The 16,512-nt window shown below is 70.8% G+C and carries 14 protein-coding genes; 10 read left to right on the top strand and 4 right to left on the bottom strand.

Features of this window, described 5'->3' with window-relative positions:
- Window positions 1-232 precede the first annotated feature (232 nt).
- Window positions 233-1,126, top strand: coding sequence for a glutathione S-transferase family protein (locus tag SAVERM_RS05820; protein ID WP_037650248.1), 894 nt, complete (start codon window positions 233-235; stop codon window positions 1,124-1,126).
- A 180-nt stretch (window positions 1,127-1,306) separates the two neighbouring features.
- Here SAVERM_RS05820 and SAVERM_RS05815 read toward each other — a convergent pair whose 3' ends face one another.
- A complete protein-coding gene (locus SAVERM_RS05815; protein WP_010982502.1) occupies window positions 1,307-2,521 on the bottom strand; it encodes a phospholipase D-like domain-containing protein in 1,215 nt (404 codons plus the stop codon).
- A gap of 299 nt (window positions 2,522-2,820) precedes the next feature.
- On the opposite strand from SAVERM_RS05815, the gene SAVERM_RS05810 reads away from it, so the two are divergent.
- The 3 genes from SAVERM_RS05810 to SAVERM_RS05800 all read left to right on the top strand — a co-directional run bounded on the left by SAVERM_RS05810 (window position 2,821) and on the right by SAVERM_RS05800 (window position 5,469).
- Window positions 2,821-3,108 carry a DUF4190 domain-containing protein gene (locus SAVERM_RS05810; RefSeq protein WP_010982501.1) on the top strand — a complete coding sequence of 96 codons (288 nt, stop codon included), beginning with the start codon at window positions 2,821-2,823 and terminating at the stop codon, window positions 3,106-3,108.
- A 183-nt stretch (window positions 3,109-3,291) separates the two neighbouring features.
- The gene (locus SAVERM_RS05805; protein WP_010982500.1) at window positions 3,292-4,170 is read left to right on the top strand and encodes an oxygenase MpaB family protein; all 879 of its coding nucleotides are present in this window, start codon (window positions 3,292-3,294) and stop codon (window positions 4,168-4,170) included.
- Between the two features lie 87 nt (window positions 4,171-4,257).
- On the top strand, window positions 4,258-5,469 hold the full coding sequence (locus SAVERM_RS05800; protein WP_010982499.1) for a cysteine desulfurase-like protein: 1,212 nt from the start codon (window positions 4,258-4,260) through the stop codon (window positions 5,467-5,469).
- A gap of 338 nt (window positions 5,470-5,807) precedes the next feature.
- Here the strand turns inward: SAVERM_RS05800 and SAVERM_RS05795 are convergent, their stop codons facing one another.
- Both SAVERM_RS05795 and SAVERM_RS05790 read right to left on the bottom strand, forming a co-directional pair.
- Window positions 5,808-6,767: a YihY/virulence factor BrkB family protein gene (locus SAVERM_RS05795; protein ID WP_010982498.1), complete on the bottom strand. Its 960-nt coding sequence runs from the start codon at window positions 6,765-6,767 to the stop codon at window positions 5,808-5,810.
- A 155-nt stretch (window positions 6,768-6,922) separates the two neighbouring features.
- Entirely contained in the window at window positions 6,923-7,846 is a 924-nt protein-coding gene (locus tag SAVERM_RS05790; protein ID WP_010982497.1) for a restriction endonuclease, read from the bottom strand.
- 277 nt (window positions 7,847-8,123) lie between these two features.
- Between SAVERM_RS05790 and SAVERM_RS05785 the strand changes: the two genes are divergently transcribed.
- The 5 genes from SAVERM_RS05785 (at window position 8,124) to SAVERM_RS05765 (ending at window position 14,084) form a co-directional block, all read left to right on the top strand.
- Window positions 8,124-9,689, top strand: a complete 1,566-nt coding sequence (locus SAVERM_RS05785; RefSeq protein ID WP_010982496.1) for a hypothetical protein — start codon at window positions 8,124-8,126, stop codon at window positions 9,687-9,689.
- A gap of 183 nt (window positions 9,690-9,872) precedes the next feature.
- Window positions 9,873-10,265 (top strand): helix-turn-helix domain-containing protein, encoded by a 393-nt coding sequence (locus SAVERM_RS05780; protein ID WP_197586333.1) that lies wholly within the window; start codon window positions 9,873-9,875, stop codon window positions 10,263-10,265.
- 165 nt (window positions 10,266-10,430) lie between these two features.
- Window positions 10,431-10,874, top strand: coding sequence for a MarR family winged helix-turn-helix transcriptional regulator (locus SAVERM_RS05775; protein ID WP_010982494.1), 444 nt, complete (start codon window positions 10,431-10,433; stop codon window positions 10,872-10,874).
- A 151-nt stretch (window positions 10,875-11,025) separates the two neighbouring features.
- Window positions 11,026-11,763, top strand: a complete 738-nt coding sequence (locus SAVERM_RS05770) for a GAF and ANTAR domain-containing protein (RefSeq protein WP_010982493.1) — start codon at window positions 11,026-11,028, stop codon at window positions 11,761-11,763.
- Window positions 11,764-12,032: 269 nt separating this feature from the next.
- Window positions 12,033-14,084, top strand: coding sequence for a SpoIIE family protein phosphatase (locus SAVERM_RS05765; RefSeq protein WP_010982492.1), 2,052 nt, complete (start codon window positions 12,033-12,035; stop codon window positions 14,082-14,084).
- Between the two features lie 69 nt (window positions 14,085-14,153).
- Here the strand turns inward: SAVERM_RS05765 and SAVERM_RS05760 are convergent, their stop codons facing one another.
- Window positions 14,154-15,353: a glycoside hydrolase family 64 protein gene (locus SAVERM_RS05760; RefSeq protein ID WP_010982491.1), complete on the bottom strand. Its 1,200-nt coding sequence runs from the start codon at window positions 15,351-15,353 to the stop codon at window positions 14,154-14,156.
- Window positions 15,354-15,657: 304 nt separating this feature from the next.
- On the opposite strand from SAVERM_RS05760, the gene SAVERM_RS05755 reads away from it, so the two are divergent.
- Window positions 15,658-16,467: an SAM-dependent methyltransferase gene (locus SAVERM_RS05755; protein ID WP_010982490.1), complete on the top strand. Its 810-nt coding sequence runs from the start codon at window positions 15,658-15,660 to the stop codon at window positions 16,465-16,467.
- The last annotated feature ends 45 nt before the right edge of the window (window positions 16,468-16,512 follow it).

Below are 16,512 nucleotides of genomic sequence, written 5' to 3'. Positions count from 1 at the left end.
ACACGTCGGCCGACGCTCCACCTGACCTCCCGCCGTCACATCGATCTGCTGCGTGTCTGCAGCGCGACCGGCCGACTGCGCTGAACCGGCGGTGCCGGTCCGGCGCCCGTGTCCCGGCCGTCCGTACCGGGACCTCAGTTCCGCACCGGGCACCGCCGTTCGCGCCGAGCCGACGACTCCGCTCCCGCCCTTCGCCCTCCGCACCTGTGCGTGCCAGACCCCGGGGAGAGACATGTCCGTCAACGCCTTGACCGCAGTTCCGTCCGCACGATCCATACCGGCCACGTCGGCCTTTCGGGGGAGGATCGGCTGCGACGCGCGCAGCGGCCACTATCCCGTGCCGGGCCGGTATCGCCTCCACCTGTCGCCGTCGTGTCCGCACTGTCTGAAGATCGCCGTCGCCCACAGCCTGCTCGGACTCGAGGACGCCTGCCCGGTGACGCTGCTGCCCGCGGTGCCCGACGGACCCGGCGGAGAGCACTCCGCGCTACGCCCGCTGTACGAGGCGAGTGCGCACCGGTATGCCGGAGCCGCCGTGGCGCCGGTGCTCAGCGACGACTGGTCGGGCCGGATCGTGAGCACGCACGCGCCGGACATCATGCGCGACCTGGCCCGGCGTTTCGGCGGGGAGCGGCCTCCGCTGTACCCGAAGGGCATGGAGGCGGAGATCGAGGCCGTCGGACATCTGTGTGAGCAGGGCATCAACGCGACGGCCCAGCGGGCCGGACGCGCGGATGCCGACGACGCGGAGCGGGACAGCGCGCTGGGCTCCCTGCTGCGCACGCTGCGTTCGCTGGAAGGGCGGCTGGCCCGCCAGGACTACCTCCTGGGCGACCGGTTGACCGCGGCCGACATCGAGTTGTGGGTGAGCCTGGTGCAGCTCGACACCGTGCACCGCTGGCACCTGGACGCCTCCGCTGTGCACCGCGTCGCCGATCACCCGGCGCTCTGGGCCTACGCGCGGCGGCTGGCCGGCGACCCCGCCTTCGGAGCCCACCTCGATCTCGACGGCATCGCCCGCCGGCATCACGCACATTGCCGTGGGCTGGAGGCCGCGGGCGCCGCGGTACAGATCGTGGAGTGGGCCGCACACGCGCCGGACAGGACCGCCTCGCGGCAGGGGTGAGCGCAGCGGGCGCCGGCTCTCGCCGCGCGCGCGGGTCGGCTGCGGCTCCGCCCAGTCGGCAGGGTCGTAGTCGATGCCCTCGCCGGAGCCGGTGACGCGGCCGGAGTTCGAGCCCTCCGGTGAGGGGCCGTGAGGCGCCCTCACCGGACCGACACCGGGGCGTGTGCAAAGGCCCGTCCGCTAGAGGAAACGGCGTACGGGAGCGACGATCGCCTCTTTGAGGCGCTGCACAGGGGAGCGGTGCTTCCAGCGTGCCGCGACGATGGCCTCGGCCCGCTCCCGGTCCTCCTCGAAGTCCCGGTCCAGGGCCGCCGTGAAGGTCTCGTCCAGCACGGCGAGCATGATCTCCTCGTCGTGCTCCATCGAGCGGCGGTTGAAGTTGCTGGAGCCGATCAGGGCGGCGACCCCGTCCACGGTCATGATCTTGGTGTGGAGCATCGTCGGCTGGTACTGGCGGATCTCCACCCCGGCATCCAGAAGCGTGCCGTAGTAGTGCTGACCGGCGAGCCGGCACGCCCGCTGGTCCGTATACGGGCCGGGCAGCAGGATCTGCACCTGTACGCCACGGCGGGCGGTCGCGCACAGCAGGTCGACGAAGTAGCTGTCCGGCGCGAAATAGGCGGTGGACAGGCGGAAGCGCTCCTCGGCCGAGGCGAGCATGACCCGGACGAGGGTCTGCATGTCCTGCCAGCCGAAGCTGGCCGAGCCCCGGACCACCTGGACGGTTGCCCGACCGGACTGCTCGTGCTCGGTGAAGCGGTCCCGCTCGTCGAACAGCTCGTCGTGGCACTCCGCCCAGTTCTGGGCGAAGGCGGCGGCGATGCCGTCGACGGCCGGACCGCGGACCTGCACATGGGTGTCGCGCCATTCGGAGGGATTGCGGGCGTCGCCGCCCCACTCCTCGGCGATGCCGACGCCGCCGGTGAAAGCGGTGTGCTCGTCCACGACGAGCACCTTGCGATGGCAGCGGTGGTTCTGCTTGAGGGGGGACAGCCACAGCGGTTTGCGGAACCAGGCGACCTCTACGCCGGCGGAGTTCATGGACTCGAGGAGGCCCTCCTCGATCTGCTTGGCACCGAAGCCGTCCAGGAGCAGCCGCACGCGAACTCCCGCGCGGGCACGCTCCGCCAGTGCGGCCGCGAAGTCCCGCGCTATCTGCCCGCGCCAGTACACGAACGTCATCATGTCGACGGTGTGCTCGGCCGTACGGATGGCTCGGAGCATGGCGGGGAAGATCTCGTCACCGTTGCGCAGGGGTACGAGCTCGTTGCCCTCGGTCGCGGCGATACCGATGAGTCTCTCCAGACGTCTTCGCAGACGCTGCTTGCGTGCCTCGGTGCCCGCCTGGTCCGTCGCCGCGGCGCGCCGGGGTTCAGCTGCAACCGACTCGAGCATGCGTTTTCTCCTGTTTCCGTGCGGCAGGCGCCGCCGACCGGTGGTGGAGGGGCGGCCCCTCTCCTTCGTCCCACATGTGATCGGTGCCGCCGACCCATCGGGGGGCGGAAGCGTCGGCGGCACCCCGTCTCATGCCCCGGATCCGGCGGAGCACTCCGACGAACCGCGCGAGCGCAAACCTGGCTCCCGGCCCGCTGTGTCTGACGCACCGTGGGAATACGTCGGCATTTCCCGGGCATTCGGACGGTCCGGAAAGAAGGCGTCGCAACGTGCACCACACCGAAGAGCGGGAGAATGTGATGACGAGTTACGGCAGTCCCTCCACGGCCTCCTCCGGATCGCGCACCAACGGTCTTGCGATCGCGAGTCTCATCTGCGGGATCGTCGGGGTTTTCTTCCTCAGCGTGATCCTCGGCCCGATAGCCATCGTGCTGGGCGTGGTCGCCCTGCGGCAGGCGGGGGGCAAGGGCGGTGGCGGCATGGCGAAGGCCGGAGTCGTGCTGGGCATCGTGGACCTGATCCTGTTCGCGGTTTTCATGGCCGTGGCCGCGTCCAACGGTGGTTTCGCCTGGTACGTCGGAGGCTGATCGCCCGGCGTTTCGTGCTGCGCCGTGGTGCGCACCGGAGGAATCCGGTGCGCACCATTTCCGTGTGATTCGGCAAGCGATCTCTTCCGCCCCCTCATAAATTGCCCCATTGCTCCGTTGCACCATTGCCCCATCGCTGCTTGTCGGTCGACCTCCGCGTTTCTCATGTCGGACAATGGAGCAATGGAAAGGTACGCATCCGCGGTCTCCGGGGTGCGCGAACGGCTGGGCGCGATGCTTTTCAGCCGTGTCGCCGGCCCCGAGGGGCCCGCGAACCGCGACCGCATCCATCACGCTCCCGGGCCTCGCTGGTTCGGGCCGGACCGGCCCATCCGGACCGTCCACGGCGACGCCTCGATGTACATCGGAGGACTGCGCGCCCTCCTGCTGCAGTCTCTGCATCCCTTGGCGATGGCCGCGGTGGCCGCCCACTCCGGATACCAGGGCGATCCCTGGGGCAGACTCCAGCGCACCAGCACGTTCCTCGCCGTCACCACCTTCGGAACCGCCGACGACGCCCAGGCGGCCGTCGACCGCGTCCGTGCCGTTCACGAGGCGGTACGCGGCACCACGGACAGGGGCGAGCCGTACCACGCGGCCGATCCGCATCTGCTCGGCTGGGTGCACGTCGCCGAGGTCGACAGCTTTCTCCGCGCCCACCAGCGATACGGGGAGCAACCGCTGGACGACGCCGGCTGCGACGGGTACGTCGACGACACCGCGCACATCGCAGCCGCCCTCGGTGTGCTGAATCCACCGAGGAACCGTGCGGAACTGGTCGAGCGGCTGCACGCGTACCGTCCCGAGCTGCGGGCCACGGCGGAGGCCGCAGCGGCGGCCCGTTTCCTCCTCCTCCATCCGCCACTGCCCCTGGCCGTCCGGCCGCCGTACGCCGTCCTGGCGGCGAACGCGGTCGCCGATCTGCCGCCATGGGCGCGCGGCCCGCTCGGCCTTCCGCGGGTCCCGGTACTCGAGCCCACCGCTGTCCGACTGGCCGGCCACGCACTGACGAGGACCATCCGGTGGGTGATGACCGCACCCTCCGCGCCCAGGCCGACCTGAGAGCCGGCCTCTCCCACGCGCCGCGGCGGATGGCCAGTTCGTTTCGTGCCGTGGCCCTTTCCGGGGCGGTCCTGGCAGGCTGGGCCGGTGACTTACGACGTCGGCGCGCTTCGCGCGCAATTCCCCGCGCTGCGGGCCGGTACCGCGCACTTCGACGGCCCGGGCGGCACCCAGATACCCGAGCCGGTCATCGCGGCCATCGCGGATGCCATGAGCAACCCGTTGTCGATCCGGGGCGCGGAGGTGCTCGGCGAGACCAATGCGGAGACGATCGTCCAGGAGTTCCGGCAGGCGATGGCCGACCTGCTGGGCGCGGCCGCCCCGGGCATCGTCCTCGGCCGCAGCGCCACGCAGTTGACGTACGACTTCTCCCGCGTACTCGCCAGGACCTGGGCACCCGGTGACGAGATCGTGGTCAGCCGGCTGGACCACGACGCCAACATCCGCCCATGGCTCCAGGCGGCCGAACAGGCCGGTGTCCATGTCCGGTGGGCCGACTTCGACCCGGCCACGGGCGAGCTGCCCGCCGCGGCCGTGGGCGAGGTGCTGTCGGACCGCACCCGGCTGGTCGCGGTGACCGCCGCCTCCAACCTGATCGGTACGTGCCCCGCCGTCGCGGAGATCGCCGACCTGGTCCACCGGTCCGGTGCCCTGCTCTACGTCGACGGAGTGCACTACGCCGCGCACAACTTCGTCGATGTCACGCAGCTGGGGGCGGACTTCTTCGTGTGCTCGCCGTACAAGTTCTTCGGACCCCATCACGGGGTCCTCGCGGCCTCTCCCGAACTGCTGGAGACGCTCCGCCCCGACAAACTGCTCCCCTCCACCGACGCCGTCCCGGAGCGCTTCGAACTCGGCACCCTGCCCTACGAGTTCCTCGCCGGCACCCGGGCCGCGGTCGACTTCCTGGCCGGCCTTGCCACCGGCGCCGCCGTCACCGGAGACAGACGTGATCGCCTGCGGTCCGCGTACGCCGCCGTGGAACGGCACGAGACCGCGTTGCGGGAGCGCATCGAGAAGGAACTGTCCCTGCTGGACGGTGTGACGATCCACTCCCGGGCAGCCGAGCGCACCCCCACGCTGCTGCTCACGTTCGCCGACCGCAGCGCGACGCGGGCCTACCACTTCCTGGCACGGCTGGGCGTCCATGCGCCCGCCGGATCCTTCTACGCCCTGGAGGCGTCCCGGCATCTCGGTCTCGGGGACAGCGGCGGTCTGCGGGTGGGCCTGTCGCCCTACAACGACGCGAGTGACGCGGAGCGGCTCCTGGAGGGGCTCACCGCGTTCCTGGCCTCGTGAAGCGGTGAGGGGCGGTGCAGGCACCGCCCCTCACGCCCTGATCAGGTCATCCCGGGCGTCCGGACCCCTCGCCCGGCCACCGGCAAGAAGGAGTCAGCCATGACCACCGCCGCCGGAACCCCTCGGCACCGTACCGTCGTCGCGAACATCGGCCTGTCGGGACAACGCGCGCCTCGCCACCGCCGACCCCGCCGACACCGTCAAGGAACTGCGTCAGTGGGACGGTGGTGACATCGTCGGCCTCGCGAGCACCAGCGTCATCCGGCAACTCCTCGACGCGGGGGAACCGGACAGAGGGCGCTGGAAGGCCCGTACGACGGTCGTCACCGCGCGGCCGCTCATGGCCCGGGATCCGGTTTCACGGCCGAGGTGATACCGGCGCGGGCGGCCTCCAGCTGGGCGGCGAACGCGATGCCGAGGAACAGCGCGACACCGGTCAGATTGGCCCACAGCAGCAGCGCGACGAACGCGGTGAGCGGCCCGTAGAGGGCGCCGAAGGAACCGCTCTTGGCGACGTAGAGCGCCAGCAGCCAGGTGGCGCCGACCCACAGCACCAGATGAACCGCTGAGCCGAAGGCAAGCCAGGTGTAGCCCGGCTGCACCCGGCGCGGCGACCACCGCAGGATCACGGCGGAAGCGATCCAGGCGAGCGCCGCTCCGAGCGGGACTTCGAGCGGTCCCCACCAGTCGAGCCGGCCGTGGGACCAGCCGAACGCCTCCACGACCGATTCACCGACGGCCCGGCCGGCGACGAGGACCAGGAATCCGAGGACCATGGGCACGCCCGCGGCGAGGGCGAGCAGCACCGAGCGGCCGTACTTGTGGAGGGCGGGCCGGTCTTGCTCGACGCCGTAGATGCGGTTGGCACCTCGCTCGACCTGGCCCATCGCCGAGGCCAGATTCAGCACGGCGAAAGCCAGGCCGACCCACAGTGCGACGGTGCTCCAGAGGCTGGCGTGGGCGGTGCGACGCGTCCCGGCCAGGGCGTCCTTGACCACGTCGGCGCTGGCACCCGGCACGATCCGGGCGAGAGTGAGTTCGACGATCTGCCCGACGCTCTCCGTGTGCACCGTGGTGGCGACGCCGACCAGCGCGATCGTGAACGGCACCATGCCCAGCACCACTTGGAACCCGAGGGCGCGCGCATGGGAGAAGCCGTCGGCGTAACGGAACCGGGCGAACGAGTCGACGAGCAGTCGCAGGCCGCCGTAGCGACGCAACGCGGTCAGCGCCTCGTCGCCGGAGAGCTCCTCCCCGATCATGTCCCGGGTCTGCGGGACGTGCACGGCGGTTCCCATGGCGCCGGTGCCTCCTCAAGGTCATGCCTGCAACCGCAGGCCGTGCGTGCAACAGCGGGGCGTGCGGGTGACAGCAGCTCGCGGTCGCCCACGAGGAACAGTCCCCGTATGCCGGATACGAACCCCGCCCTACCTTCTTTCCGCCCGTGCCGGATTCAGCCCTGCCGCGCGCAAGGGCCCTCCAGGGGCCCGTCGCCGGCCCAGGGGTCGCCGACGGCGACCTCCTCTCCCCACGGCTGCGGGCCCGTGCCGTCGCTCCATGCCAGCAGGGCCTGCCGGTCGAAGCAGAGGATCCCGCACTGGTCGGCGTACTCGGTGGCCGGAGTGGTGAAGTCGCTGGTGGTGATCACGACGGCCACCTGGGCCTGGTGCACGGTGAAGCAGGTGCCGCCGAATCGCTGAAGGTCCTGAGAGCCGACCTTGTTGGTGTCGCAGTAGCGCTTGCACTGGATGACGACGCGTCGCCCGTCCGGGGCCGTGGCCACCACGTCGGCGCCGAGGTCTCCGGCCCCGCCGACGACTTCGACGTCGGAGCAGCCGTCCCGCTCACACAGCGCCGCTACGGCCTGCTCGAACTCGTCGGCGTCCAGGGCGTCGTAATCGAACGCGTCGTCATCGAACTCTTCGTGGTCGATCGCTTCGTGGTCGATCGTTTCGAGCTCGACGGTCCCTTCGGCCTCGCCGGGCAGAATGACCACGGTGGTGTCCCGCGAGGTGGGCACGGGCGTCGCGAGTCGGTCCGGGACCGGAGCGGGAGCGGGAGCGACGGGCTGTGCCGTTTCCAGCGCGTCCAGCGCCGTATGCGTTGCGTCGTCGAGTGCGGCGGCGACCCGGCGTGCCGCCCTGGCCGCGGAGAACCGCCGGCGGCCTTGTCGGCAGACGACCGCTGCCGGTACCCCGATGAGGCACAGGATCATGACCAGTCCCGGGCGCTGTTCGACCACACGGGCCGCGGCTCGGACGGCGAAACCCGCGACGCTCAGGACAACGGCGAGCAGGCCGAAGAACAGGGCCGTCGACCGGAGGTCGAAGGCGCGCCTGCGGCGCATCGGTGGCATTCGGCGCACAGGTGTGGCCATGGGTGGTGATCCCCCCTCATGGAATCGGCACGATGATCACTGCTGCCATCTGCCCAAGATCGTCAACTTCAACGGTGCGGTGATCCACGGCCTCGCGAGGAATCGCGCGCTTTCGACGGCTGTGCCGCGCTGGCGCCATAGGCCCTGGAGGAGTGGATTCGCATATTCCGGGGCCCTCTGCCCGGTCCGGGGCGTCCGCCCGCTATCTGAGTCGAACGCTTGGCCGTACACTTACAACTTGCAGACATGAGCGCGTTGTTGACCGGGGGGAGCCGCCATGTCCGGAGACCAGCATGCCGCCACGAACGGTTTCGTCGCACCACCCATGCCGTCCGCCCCGCCGCCCGCCCCGCCGGACCGCCCGCGTGCCGCCGCCGTGGCGCTGCTCAACCTCAGTGGCCTCGGCATCGGTTACGCGCTCATCCGCCGCTGGGTCCCGATGGCCGCGTGCTGGATCGCGACCGGGGTCCTGCTGTTGCTGGCGCTGCCTGCCGACCCGGACGGTGTCGGAGGCGGCCTGCTCACCGTGTACGTCGTCGTTCTCCTGCTGGCCGCGGTGCACGGCGCGTTCGTCGGCCTGCGTACCCGGTTGGTCTGGCCCCCGCGGTCTCCTGTTGCCGTCCTTCTCGGCCTGGCCCTCCTCGCCGTACCGGTCGGCGGCTCCGTCCTCTATCGGTCGGCGCGGGAGGAGGCCACCCAGCAGATGCTCCTCGACCGGCTCGAGCGCGCCGACGGCCTCGTCCGGAGCGGTGGACAGAAGTCGTTCGGCACCGCCCAGTCCGACTACCGCGAAGCGCTGCGCGTCTACGGCGGGCTCAGAGCCGACCACCCGGACTCCCGCGCGGCCCGCAAGGTGCCGGGCCGGCTCACGTCGTTCTACGAGACGGTCGGTGCCGCCTATGCGCGGAAGGACTACTGCGCCGCGATAGCGCCGCTCACGTATCTGCGCACGGTTCCGCGGACCCTGGACAAGAAGGATCTCGGCTCCTTGGCGGCCTGGCCCGACGACCGTCTGGCCGCCTCCCTCTACGAGTGCGGGACGGACGGCCTCGCCGGGGCCGACGTGACCTGGGAAGGGCACTTCAGCACTCTCCTGACCACCTTCCCCGACTCGCCGCAGGCCAAGAAGATCGAGCCGGAGGTCCGCGCGGCCGTCGACAAGGAGGCCGGGAACCTGCGCGGCAGCGAGCCGTGCGCGGCCGTCGAGCGGCTGCAGGGTCTCAGCTCCCAGGTGGCCCGCCTGCCGGGGGACAAGGCCGGCGTGGCCGATGCCCTCGCGCGGGACGCCGGCCGGGCCGGCAAGAGCGCGGACGCGGGGGCGTACGCCTGCGGTGTGGACCAGTACAAGGACGGGGAATTCGACGCGGCGCGCACGACGCTGAGCGAGTTCGCCGACAGCAATAAACACGACAAGAACCGGGCACGTGCCCGAAAGATCGCCATCGCCGCGGAGGTCGCGCTCAAGGTGCCCGCAGCGGGCAAGCGCCTGCCCACGACGGCGTCCGGCGGAAGCATCTCGGTGACCGTCAAGAACGACAGTCCCGACGACATCACGGTCCTGTACACGGGCCCCGTGACCGGAAGCTTCACCCTCAAGGGCTGCGGCGGCTGCACGGCGTACTCGACCGCCAGCACCCTCCTGCTGGGCTTCAACCCCTGCAACGACAGCGGCAAGCACTACCCGCAGCGGACGATCACTCTGCCGGTCGGCACCACGTACTTCCTGCACAAGCCGATGGGCGACTCCAGCGCGACTCCCGCGTCCGACACGGCCAAGCTTCGGTCCGGTTACCTCTACACGGAGTGCGCCTACACGACGAAGGGGTTCGGCCTGGGATCTTGACCGCAGGCGCCGGCCCGGCATGGCCCGCCCGGCGCCGGGTACGGTGAACGGTCCGACCGCGGGCGTTCCCGCTCGTGACCGCAGGGGGCCCGTGCCGTACGGCCGTACGCCGGTGCCCTTCCCCTCCGAAAGGACGCCATGACCCAGAACCGCAACGTTGACGGTGTGCCCGAGGGTCGGGGCATGACACCCGCAGAGTTCCGGGTCGTGCGGGAGTTCCTGGGCCTGACCGGCGGCTGGCTGGCCGAGCACGTGGGGGTTTCACCGAACACCGTGGAGCGGTGGGAGCAGGGCGAGGAGCGGATTCCCGCGGCCGTCCGAGGGGCCCTCGGAGACCTCGGGCGACTCACCGGGGAGTTCGTCGCCGAGGTGGTGAACAGCCTGGTGGACCTCCCCGAGCCCGGGATCGTCACCTACCGGGACGACGCCGAATACCATGCCGCCCACCCGGAATCCGGTTATCCGGCCGCCTGGCACCGCGCGGTGGTCGCGCGTGTGGCCCAGGAGATTCCCGGCCTCTCCATCGCCTACGCGAGCGACGTCGTCTCCGAGGACGTGAAGGTGTCCGCGGAGTAGCGGAGCCGCTCGGCTGACCGGGGCTGACGCTCTGCCTCAGCGCATGTGCTGGGGCGGTCCCGGCGCATGCGCTGAGGCGTCGTCGCCTCCGGCGGGGCGTCAACGGCCCGTGGTGTCCCCGTCCCGCCCGTACCCGGTCGAAGTCCGCCCGTCGTCGGAGGAGCCATGACCGGACCCGCCAAGAACCTGCCTCAGCTGTTCCTCGAGGCGAAACGCTGGTTCGACGACGCGCTGCTGGCCAGCATGCGGGCGGCGGGCGAGCAGCCGGTCAGCATCGCCCAGGGCGCCGTCTTCGCCGTACTGGACGACGAGGGGACCTCCATCTCCGAGCTCGCCCGCCGGATCGGCATCACCCGCCAGACCGCCCACCAGGCCGTGCACGGGCTGATCGGCATGGGGCTGCTGGAACAGGTGTCGGATCCCGCCTCCGCCCGCAGCAGCCTGGTCCGCACCACCGCGGAAGGGACCCGAGTCCACCAGCGCGCCCAGACCGCGCTCGCGCTCATCGAGCAGGTCCTGGCCGACCGGATCGGCGCCGACGCGGCCACCGCCCTGCGGCGGGCCCTGAGCGAGCCCTGGGGGCAGCCCCCCTCGGTCGAGGCGCCCTGAGTCTTTGCGGGCAGGAACCGCCCCGGACCGCGAGCCCGCGCGGGGCCGGGGGGCCCAGCCGGGCGGTGCCCCTGAAACCGCGTCCGTGCGATGTAATGTGGCGGTGCGGCCCGCATCCGAAAGCCTGTACGGCAGTGGGAAGGTCATCCCCATGAGTGGTCCACCGCCTTCCGGCCCGTCCTCAGCGGACGGCACGTCCGACGAAGCCTGGCCGGAGCTCGCCGACCGGCTGGCCGTCATGGCGCGGGATCTGCTCGCGCAGGAGTCCCTCCAGGCCACCGTCGACCGCATCGCCTTCCACGCGGTCGGTCTGATCGAGGGATGCGACGTCTCCGGCATTCTCACCCTGAGCCGCAAGAACGTGCAGACACTCACCGCCACCGACGACGTCGTACGCAGGTCCGACGCGATCCAGGGCGAGCTGGGCGAGGGCCCGTGTTTCAACGCCGTCACCGACGAGGAACCCGTTCAGCGCATCCCCGACCTGCGCACCGCCGGGGACCGCTGGCCCCGCTACGCGCCGCAGGCCGCGGAGCTGGGCATCCGCAGTGCCATGGGATTCCGGCTGTTCACCCGCCACCACACGCTGGGCGCCCTGAACCTGTACTCGTTCCGGCCGAACGCCTTCTCCGAGCGTGACGAGCACCTGGGCTGGCTGCTTGCCTCTCATGCCGCCGTCGCCTTCGCCTACGCCCGCACGGAGGAGCAACTACAGACCGCCCTGCGCTCGCGCGACGAGATCGGCCAGGCGATCGGGATCGTCATGGAACGCTTCCACCTGGGCCAGGACGAGGCCTTCGAGCTGCTGAAGAAGACATCGCAGGACCTGAACATCAAACTGCGGGACGTCGCCACCAAGATCACCCCGTCGGACGGAACTCCGGGCTGACACCGCCGTCCATGGGCGGATCGCTGTGACCCGGCCCGTGCGCGCCCGCCGCCGTCGTGCTGCGGTCGCGAGGCGCCGCACGGGTCGCGGATCGCCGCGCCGTTCACCCGTTCGCCGACCGACGGGCAGACACGCGTACACCCCCCGCCGGGGGTTGGCGGCGCGCGGGCGGGGCAGGTGTTGCTCCGCCGCCGGTGTTGTGACGTAATCGGAGAACCCGTAGAGCGGATCTTGGCAATGCCGGTGCCGCGCCGGAAGGAGCGGCTGGAATGCACGGGTACTCGACCGGAAGCGGTGACGAGATCACCGCGGCCCCCGGAGGACTGCTGGACCTGTTGCAGGTCGCCGCCGTGGTTCTGAACGGCGACGGCCGCATCGTGCTGTGGAGCCCCGAGGCTCAGCAGCTGCTCGGGTACGCCGCGGAAGAGGCGCTGGGGCGCTACGCCGACGACCTCCTGGTGTCACCGGACAGCCAGCAGCGGGCCCGGGAGCTGTTCGCGCAGGTGCGCTCGGGATCCAGCTGGGCCGGAGTCTTCCCGCTCCTGCACAGCGACGGCACGGAACGCCGGGTGGAGTTCCGCACCATGCGGCTGCACGACATCCACGGACAGATGCACCTGCTGGGGCTGGCGGCGAACGCGACGACCGTCCGGGGCGTGGAACGGGATCTCGCCCTGTCGCACAGCCTGGTGAACCAGACGCCGGTGGGCATCGCGGTCTTCGACACCGAGCTGCGCTGGGTGGGCGTCAATCCGGCCCTGGAGCGGATCAACGGTCTGCCGGAGGAGGCGGTACTGGGACGCCGTGTCGGAGAAGTGCTGCCGAATCTGGACGTCGAGGTCATCGAGTCCCGCATGCGGCACGTCCTGGTCAGCGGCAAATCCCTGCTCGACCAGCAGACCGTCGGCCGTACGCCAGCCGACACGCAGGACCGGGCCTACTCGGAGTCGTACCACCGCATCGAGGACTCCGACGGCCGCGTGCTCGGTCTGGCGATGGCCGTTCTGGACATCACCGAGCGACAGCAGGCGGCAGCCGAAGCCGCCCAGGCGCGCGAGCACCTCGCCGTGATCGCGGACGCGGGCGTACGCATCGGCACCACACTGGATCTGTCGCAGACCGCTCGGGAACTCGCCGATGTGGCGGTACCGCAGCTGGCCGACCTGGCCGCCGTAGACGTGCTCGAAGCGGTGGTCGCCCACGGAGTCACCGCCGCCGTCACGGGGGAAGCGCACGCGGAGTTCAGGGCGCTGGCCGTCGCGGCCGGTTACCTCACCGACGCGATCCACGCGGCGGACCCGGTGGGGGAGCTGGCCTCCTACAGCTCGTCCCGCATCATCACCCAGTGCGTCCGTGAAGCCAGGCCCATCCTGGTGGAACATGTCGACCCGGGGATGATGCGGCGCATCGCCAGGGACTCCCACGCCGCCCAGGCGCTGCGCGTCGCCGGGGTCCACTCCTACCTCGCCGTTCCGCTGGTGGCCCGCGGTGAAGTGCTCGGCACCCTCAGCCTGTACCGCACCATCAACGCGCGCCCCTTCGACGAACAGGACCGCGTCCTCGCCTCGGAATTCGCGGCGCGCGCGGCGATCTGCGTGGACAACGCCCGCCTCTACGGACGCGAACGAAGCGCGGCCCTCACGCTCCAGCGCAGTCTGCTGCCGCCCGCGCCCGCGCAGCAGGAGGGCCTCGACATCGCGGCCCGCTACCTCCCGGCGCTGAGCGAGGTCGGCGGGGACTGGTACGACGTGCTGCCGCTGGGCCGCGGACGGACGGGCCTGGTCGTGGGGGACGTGATGGGCAAGGGCGTCCAGGCCGCGGCGATCATGGGCCAGTTGAGCAGCGCCACGCGCGCCCTGGCCCGGCTCGACCTGCCCCCGGCCGAGCTGCTGCGCCACCTCGACGACATCGCGGGCTCCCTCGGCGATGCGATCGCGACCTGCGTCTACGCGGTGTGCGACCTCCGGCAGGGCACCTGCGAGCTCTCCAGCGCCGGCCACCTGCCACCCGTCATGGTCCGGCCCGACGGCGGGGCGGAACTCCTCGACGTCCCCGGCGGCGTACCGCTCGGCGTCGGGGGCGTGGACTTCGGCACCGTGCGGCACGAGCTGGCGCCGGGCACCCTGCTCGCCCTCTACACGGACGGGCTGGTGGAGAACCGCACGGAGTCCATCGACACCGGCATGGGGACCATGACGCGCCTTCTCCAGGGCGCCCGGAACTCGCTGGAGGCGACCAGCGACATGCTGCTGAGCGCGCTGCGGCCCGAGCCCGACGACGACGTGGCGCTCCTGCTGGTCCGCACTCGCGCCGAAGGGTGAGGGGGCACGGGCGTGCGACAGCTGCCCGTACCCCCTCACCCGGTGTGCCGGTCCGTCCGGGCACCGGGCTCAGCTGAACGGGTCGAGCGTGAGGTAGGCCTGGAGCGGGTTGCCGTCGTGCACGAGGGACTCCTGGTTGCCCACGTCGTCGAAGGCGAACGCGTACGCCTTGCCGTCGGCCATCTGGGCGTGGATCTTCCGCGCGTAGTGGTTGGTCACGACGTCCTGGTAGAAGCCGGCCGTCGTGGTGTCGGGCTGGTTGGGGTTCGTGATGAGAGTGGAGCGGTTGAAGCCCGCGCACAGCGTGCGCGAGATCGGCCCCCGCACCAGGTCGTTCGGGGCGTCGAGCAGTTTGTGGCAGCCGAAGATGCTGTCCGCGTCCGGCTTCTGGAAGCTGGTGACGACGGCTCCCGCACTGTTGGTGAAGTTCATGACGCCGCCCGACACCCGGCCGTAGTACTTGGTGTTCGGCTGGTCCGTGAACGGGGTGACCGTCAGCGTCGACGAACTGTACTTCTGCCAGACGCGGTTGACGTAGTCGTCCATGACGGAAGCGGGCAGCGCCCCGGTCTCCAGTCCGTGGCCCGGGGACAGCGCCCGCAGGACGGTGCCGTCGGAGCGGGTCTGGATCAGGTTGGCCCAGCCGCCCGGCTGGCCGCGCAGAGCGGTGAAGAACCCGTTGTAGCCTCCCGACTTGAGGTGGCCGGTGTTGACGGTGCTGCCGTCGGACCGCTGCACGCCCACCGCGTAGGGCGCGGAGAACATGTCGACCTGGGTGCTGTTGATCCACAGGCCGGAGTCATTGAGCGTGTACTCGGACCAGTTGAAGAGGATGTCGCGGTTGGGATCGCTCGGGTTCTGCACGGCGGGCTGCACCAGGCCGCCGGTGGTCAGCTTGAACACGAGCTTCTGTCCGTAGGAGAAGTAGATCCGTCCCGAGAACTTGGGGATCCGGATCGTCTTCGTCTGTCCCGCCGCCGGTCCGGGGATGGAGGCGTCGGGTGCGGGGGTGGGCGGGTTGCCGCCCGCGGGCCAGGCGTGGAACGCGCCGTTCGCGTCGGCCCAGCCCTGCTGACCGGTCGTCAGCAGGGTTCCGAGGTTGTAGATGTACACCGGTTCGCCGCGGCCGGAGCTGTTGGTCACTTTCAGCGGGATCGTGGCGGGGACCGCGGCCTCGGCCGACGGCGGACCGCCGATCGTGAGCAGCGCAGCTGCCAGCGCGGTCGTGACGAGCGGGGCCAGCGCCCGGCGTCTGAATCTCTCGAACACGCTTTGCCTCCGTACGAGTTCGTGGGGGAGTGGAGTTTGGTCCGTACCAAATTGAGAGCGCTCTCAGAGTTACGCCCGGGTGCGTTCATGTCAACGGTTGGCGCAGGCTCCGCACGGATTCACCGGCGCTCCTACACCCGTCCTACGGACCCGGACCGGACCCGGCGTGCCGACGGCAAGCCCGTATCGTTCGTGAGCGCGAGGGCGGACGGGACGGGATCGGGCTTCGTAGGGTGGCTCCTTCCGGGATCCGTGCGCCGCGTGCGCCAAGGACACGCTGCTGTCGCGCAGAAGGGGAAGAGACGTGAGCGAGCAGGACAGCCCGTCGGGCGGATCGGCCGTGCTGAACACCGGTGTGGCCCACAACGCGCGGGTGTGGAACTACTGGATCGGCGGCAAGGACAACTATCAGGTCGACCAGGAGGTCGGTGAGCAGGTCGCCGCCATGTTCCCGGTGATCCGCGATGTCGCCCGCGCGGACCGCGCCTTCCTGGGGCGTGTGGTGCGGCACCTGACCGCCGAGTGCGGGATGCGGCAGTTCATGGACATCGGCACCGGACTGCCGACCCTGGACAACACCCATGAGATAGCCCAGCGGATCGCCCCCGACGCACGCATCGTGTACGTCGACAACGACCCCACGGTGCTCGTCCATGCCCGCGCCCTGCTGCGGAGCACCCCCGAGGGAGCCACCGACTACATCGACGCCGACGCCCACGACCCGGAAACGATCATCCGGGGGGCCGCGGCGACCCTCGACTTCGGCCGGCCCGTGGCCGTCATGATGCTGGGGATTCTCAACTTCGTCCTCGACACCGCTCGGGCGCGGGACATCGTGCGCCGGATCATGGCCGCGGTTCCCTCCGGCAGCCATCTCGTCCTGACCCACCCCACCACGGACGCCGGCCTCGGCGGCGAGGGCAACGTCGCGGCCATGAAGTTCTGGAACGACAACGCCACCCCGCCCATCACCGCCCGCAGCCGGGAGGAGGTCGCCGCGTTCTTCGACGGACTGGACCTGATCCCCCCGGGCATCGTCTCGTGCTCGCGGTGGCGCTCCGACTCCACCGCCGACGTGCTGCCGCAGTTCGGAGTGGTGGCCGTGAAGCCCTGACCGGCCGGGCGGGCGTCGCGAGGTCCGCGCGTCGACCTCTCGGGA

The sequence above is a fragment of the Streptomyces avermitilis MA-4680 = NBRC 14893 genome (assembly GCF_000009765.2).
Taxonomy (GTDB): Bacteria; Actinomycetota; Actinomycetes; order Streptomycetales; family Streptomycetaceae; genus Streptomyces; species Streptomyces avermitilis.
The sequence above is the reverse complement of the archived record's forward strand: the minus strand, read 5'-3'. Positions and strand labels throughout refer to the sequence as shown.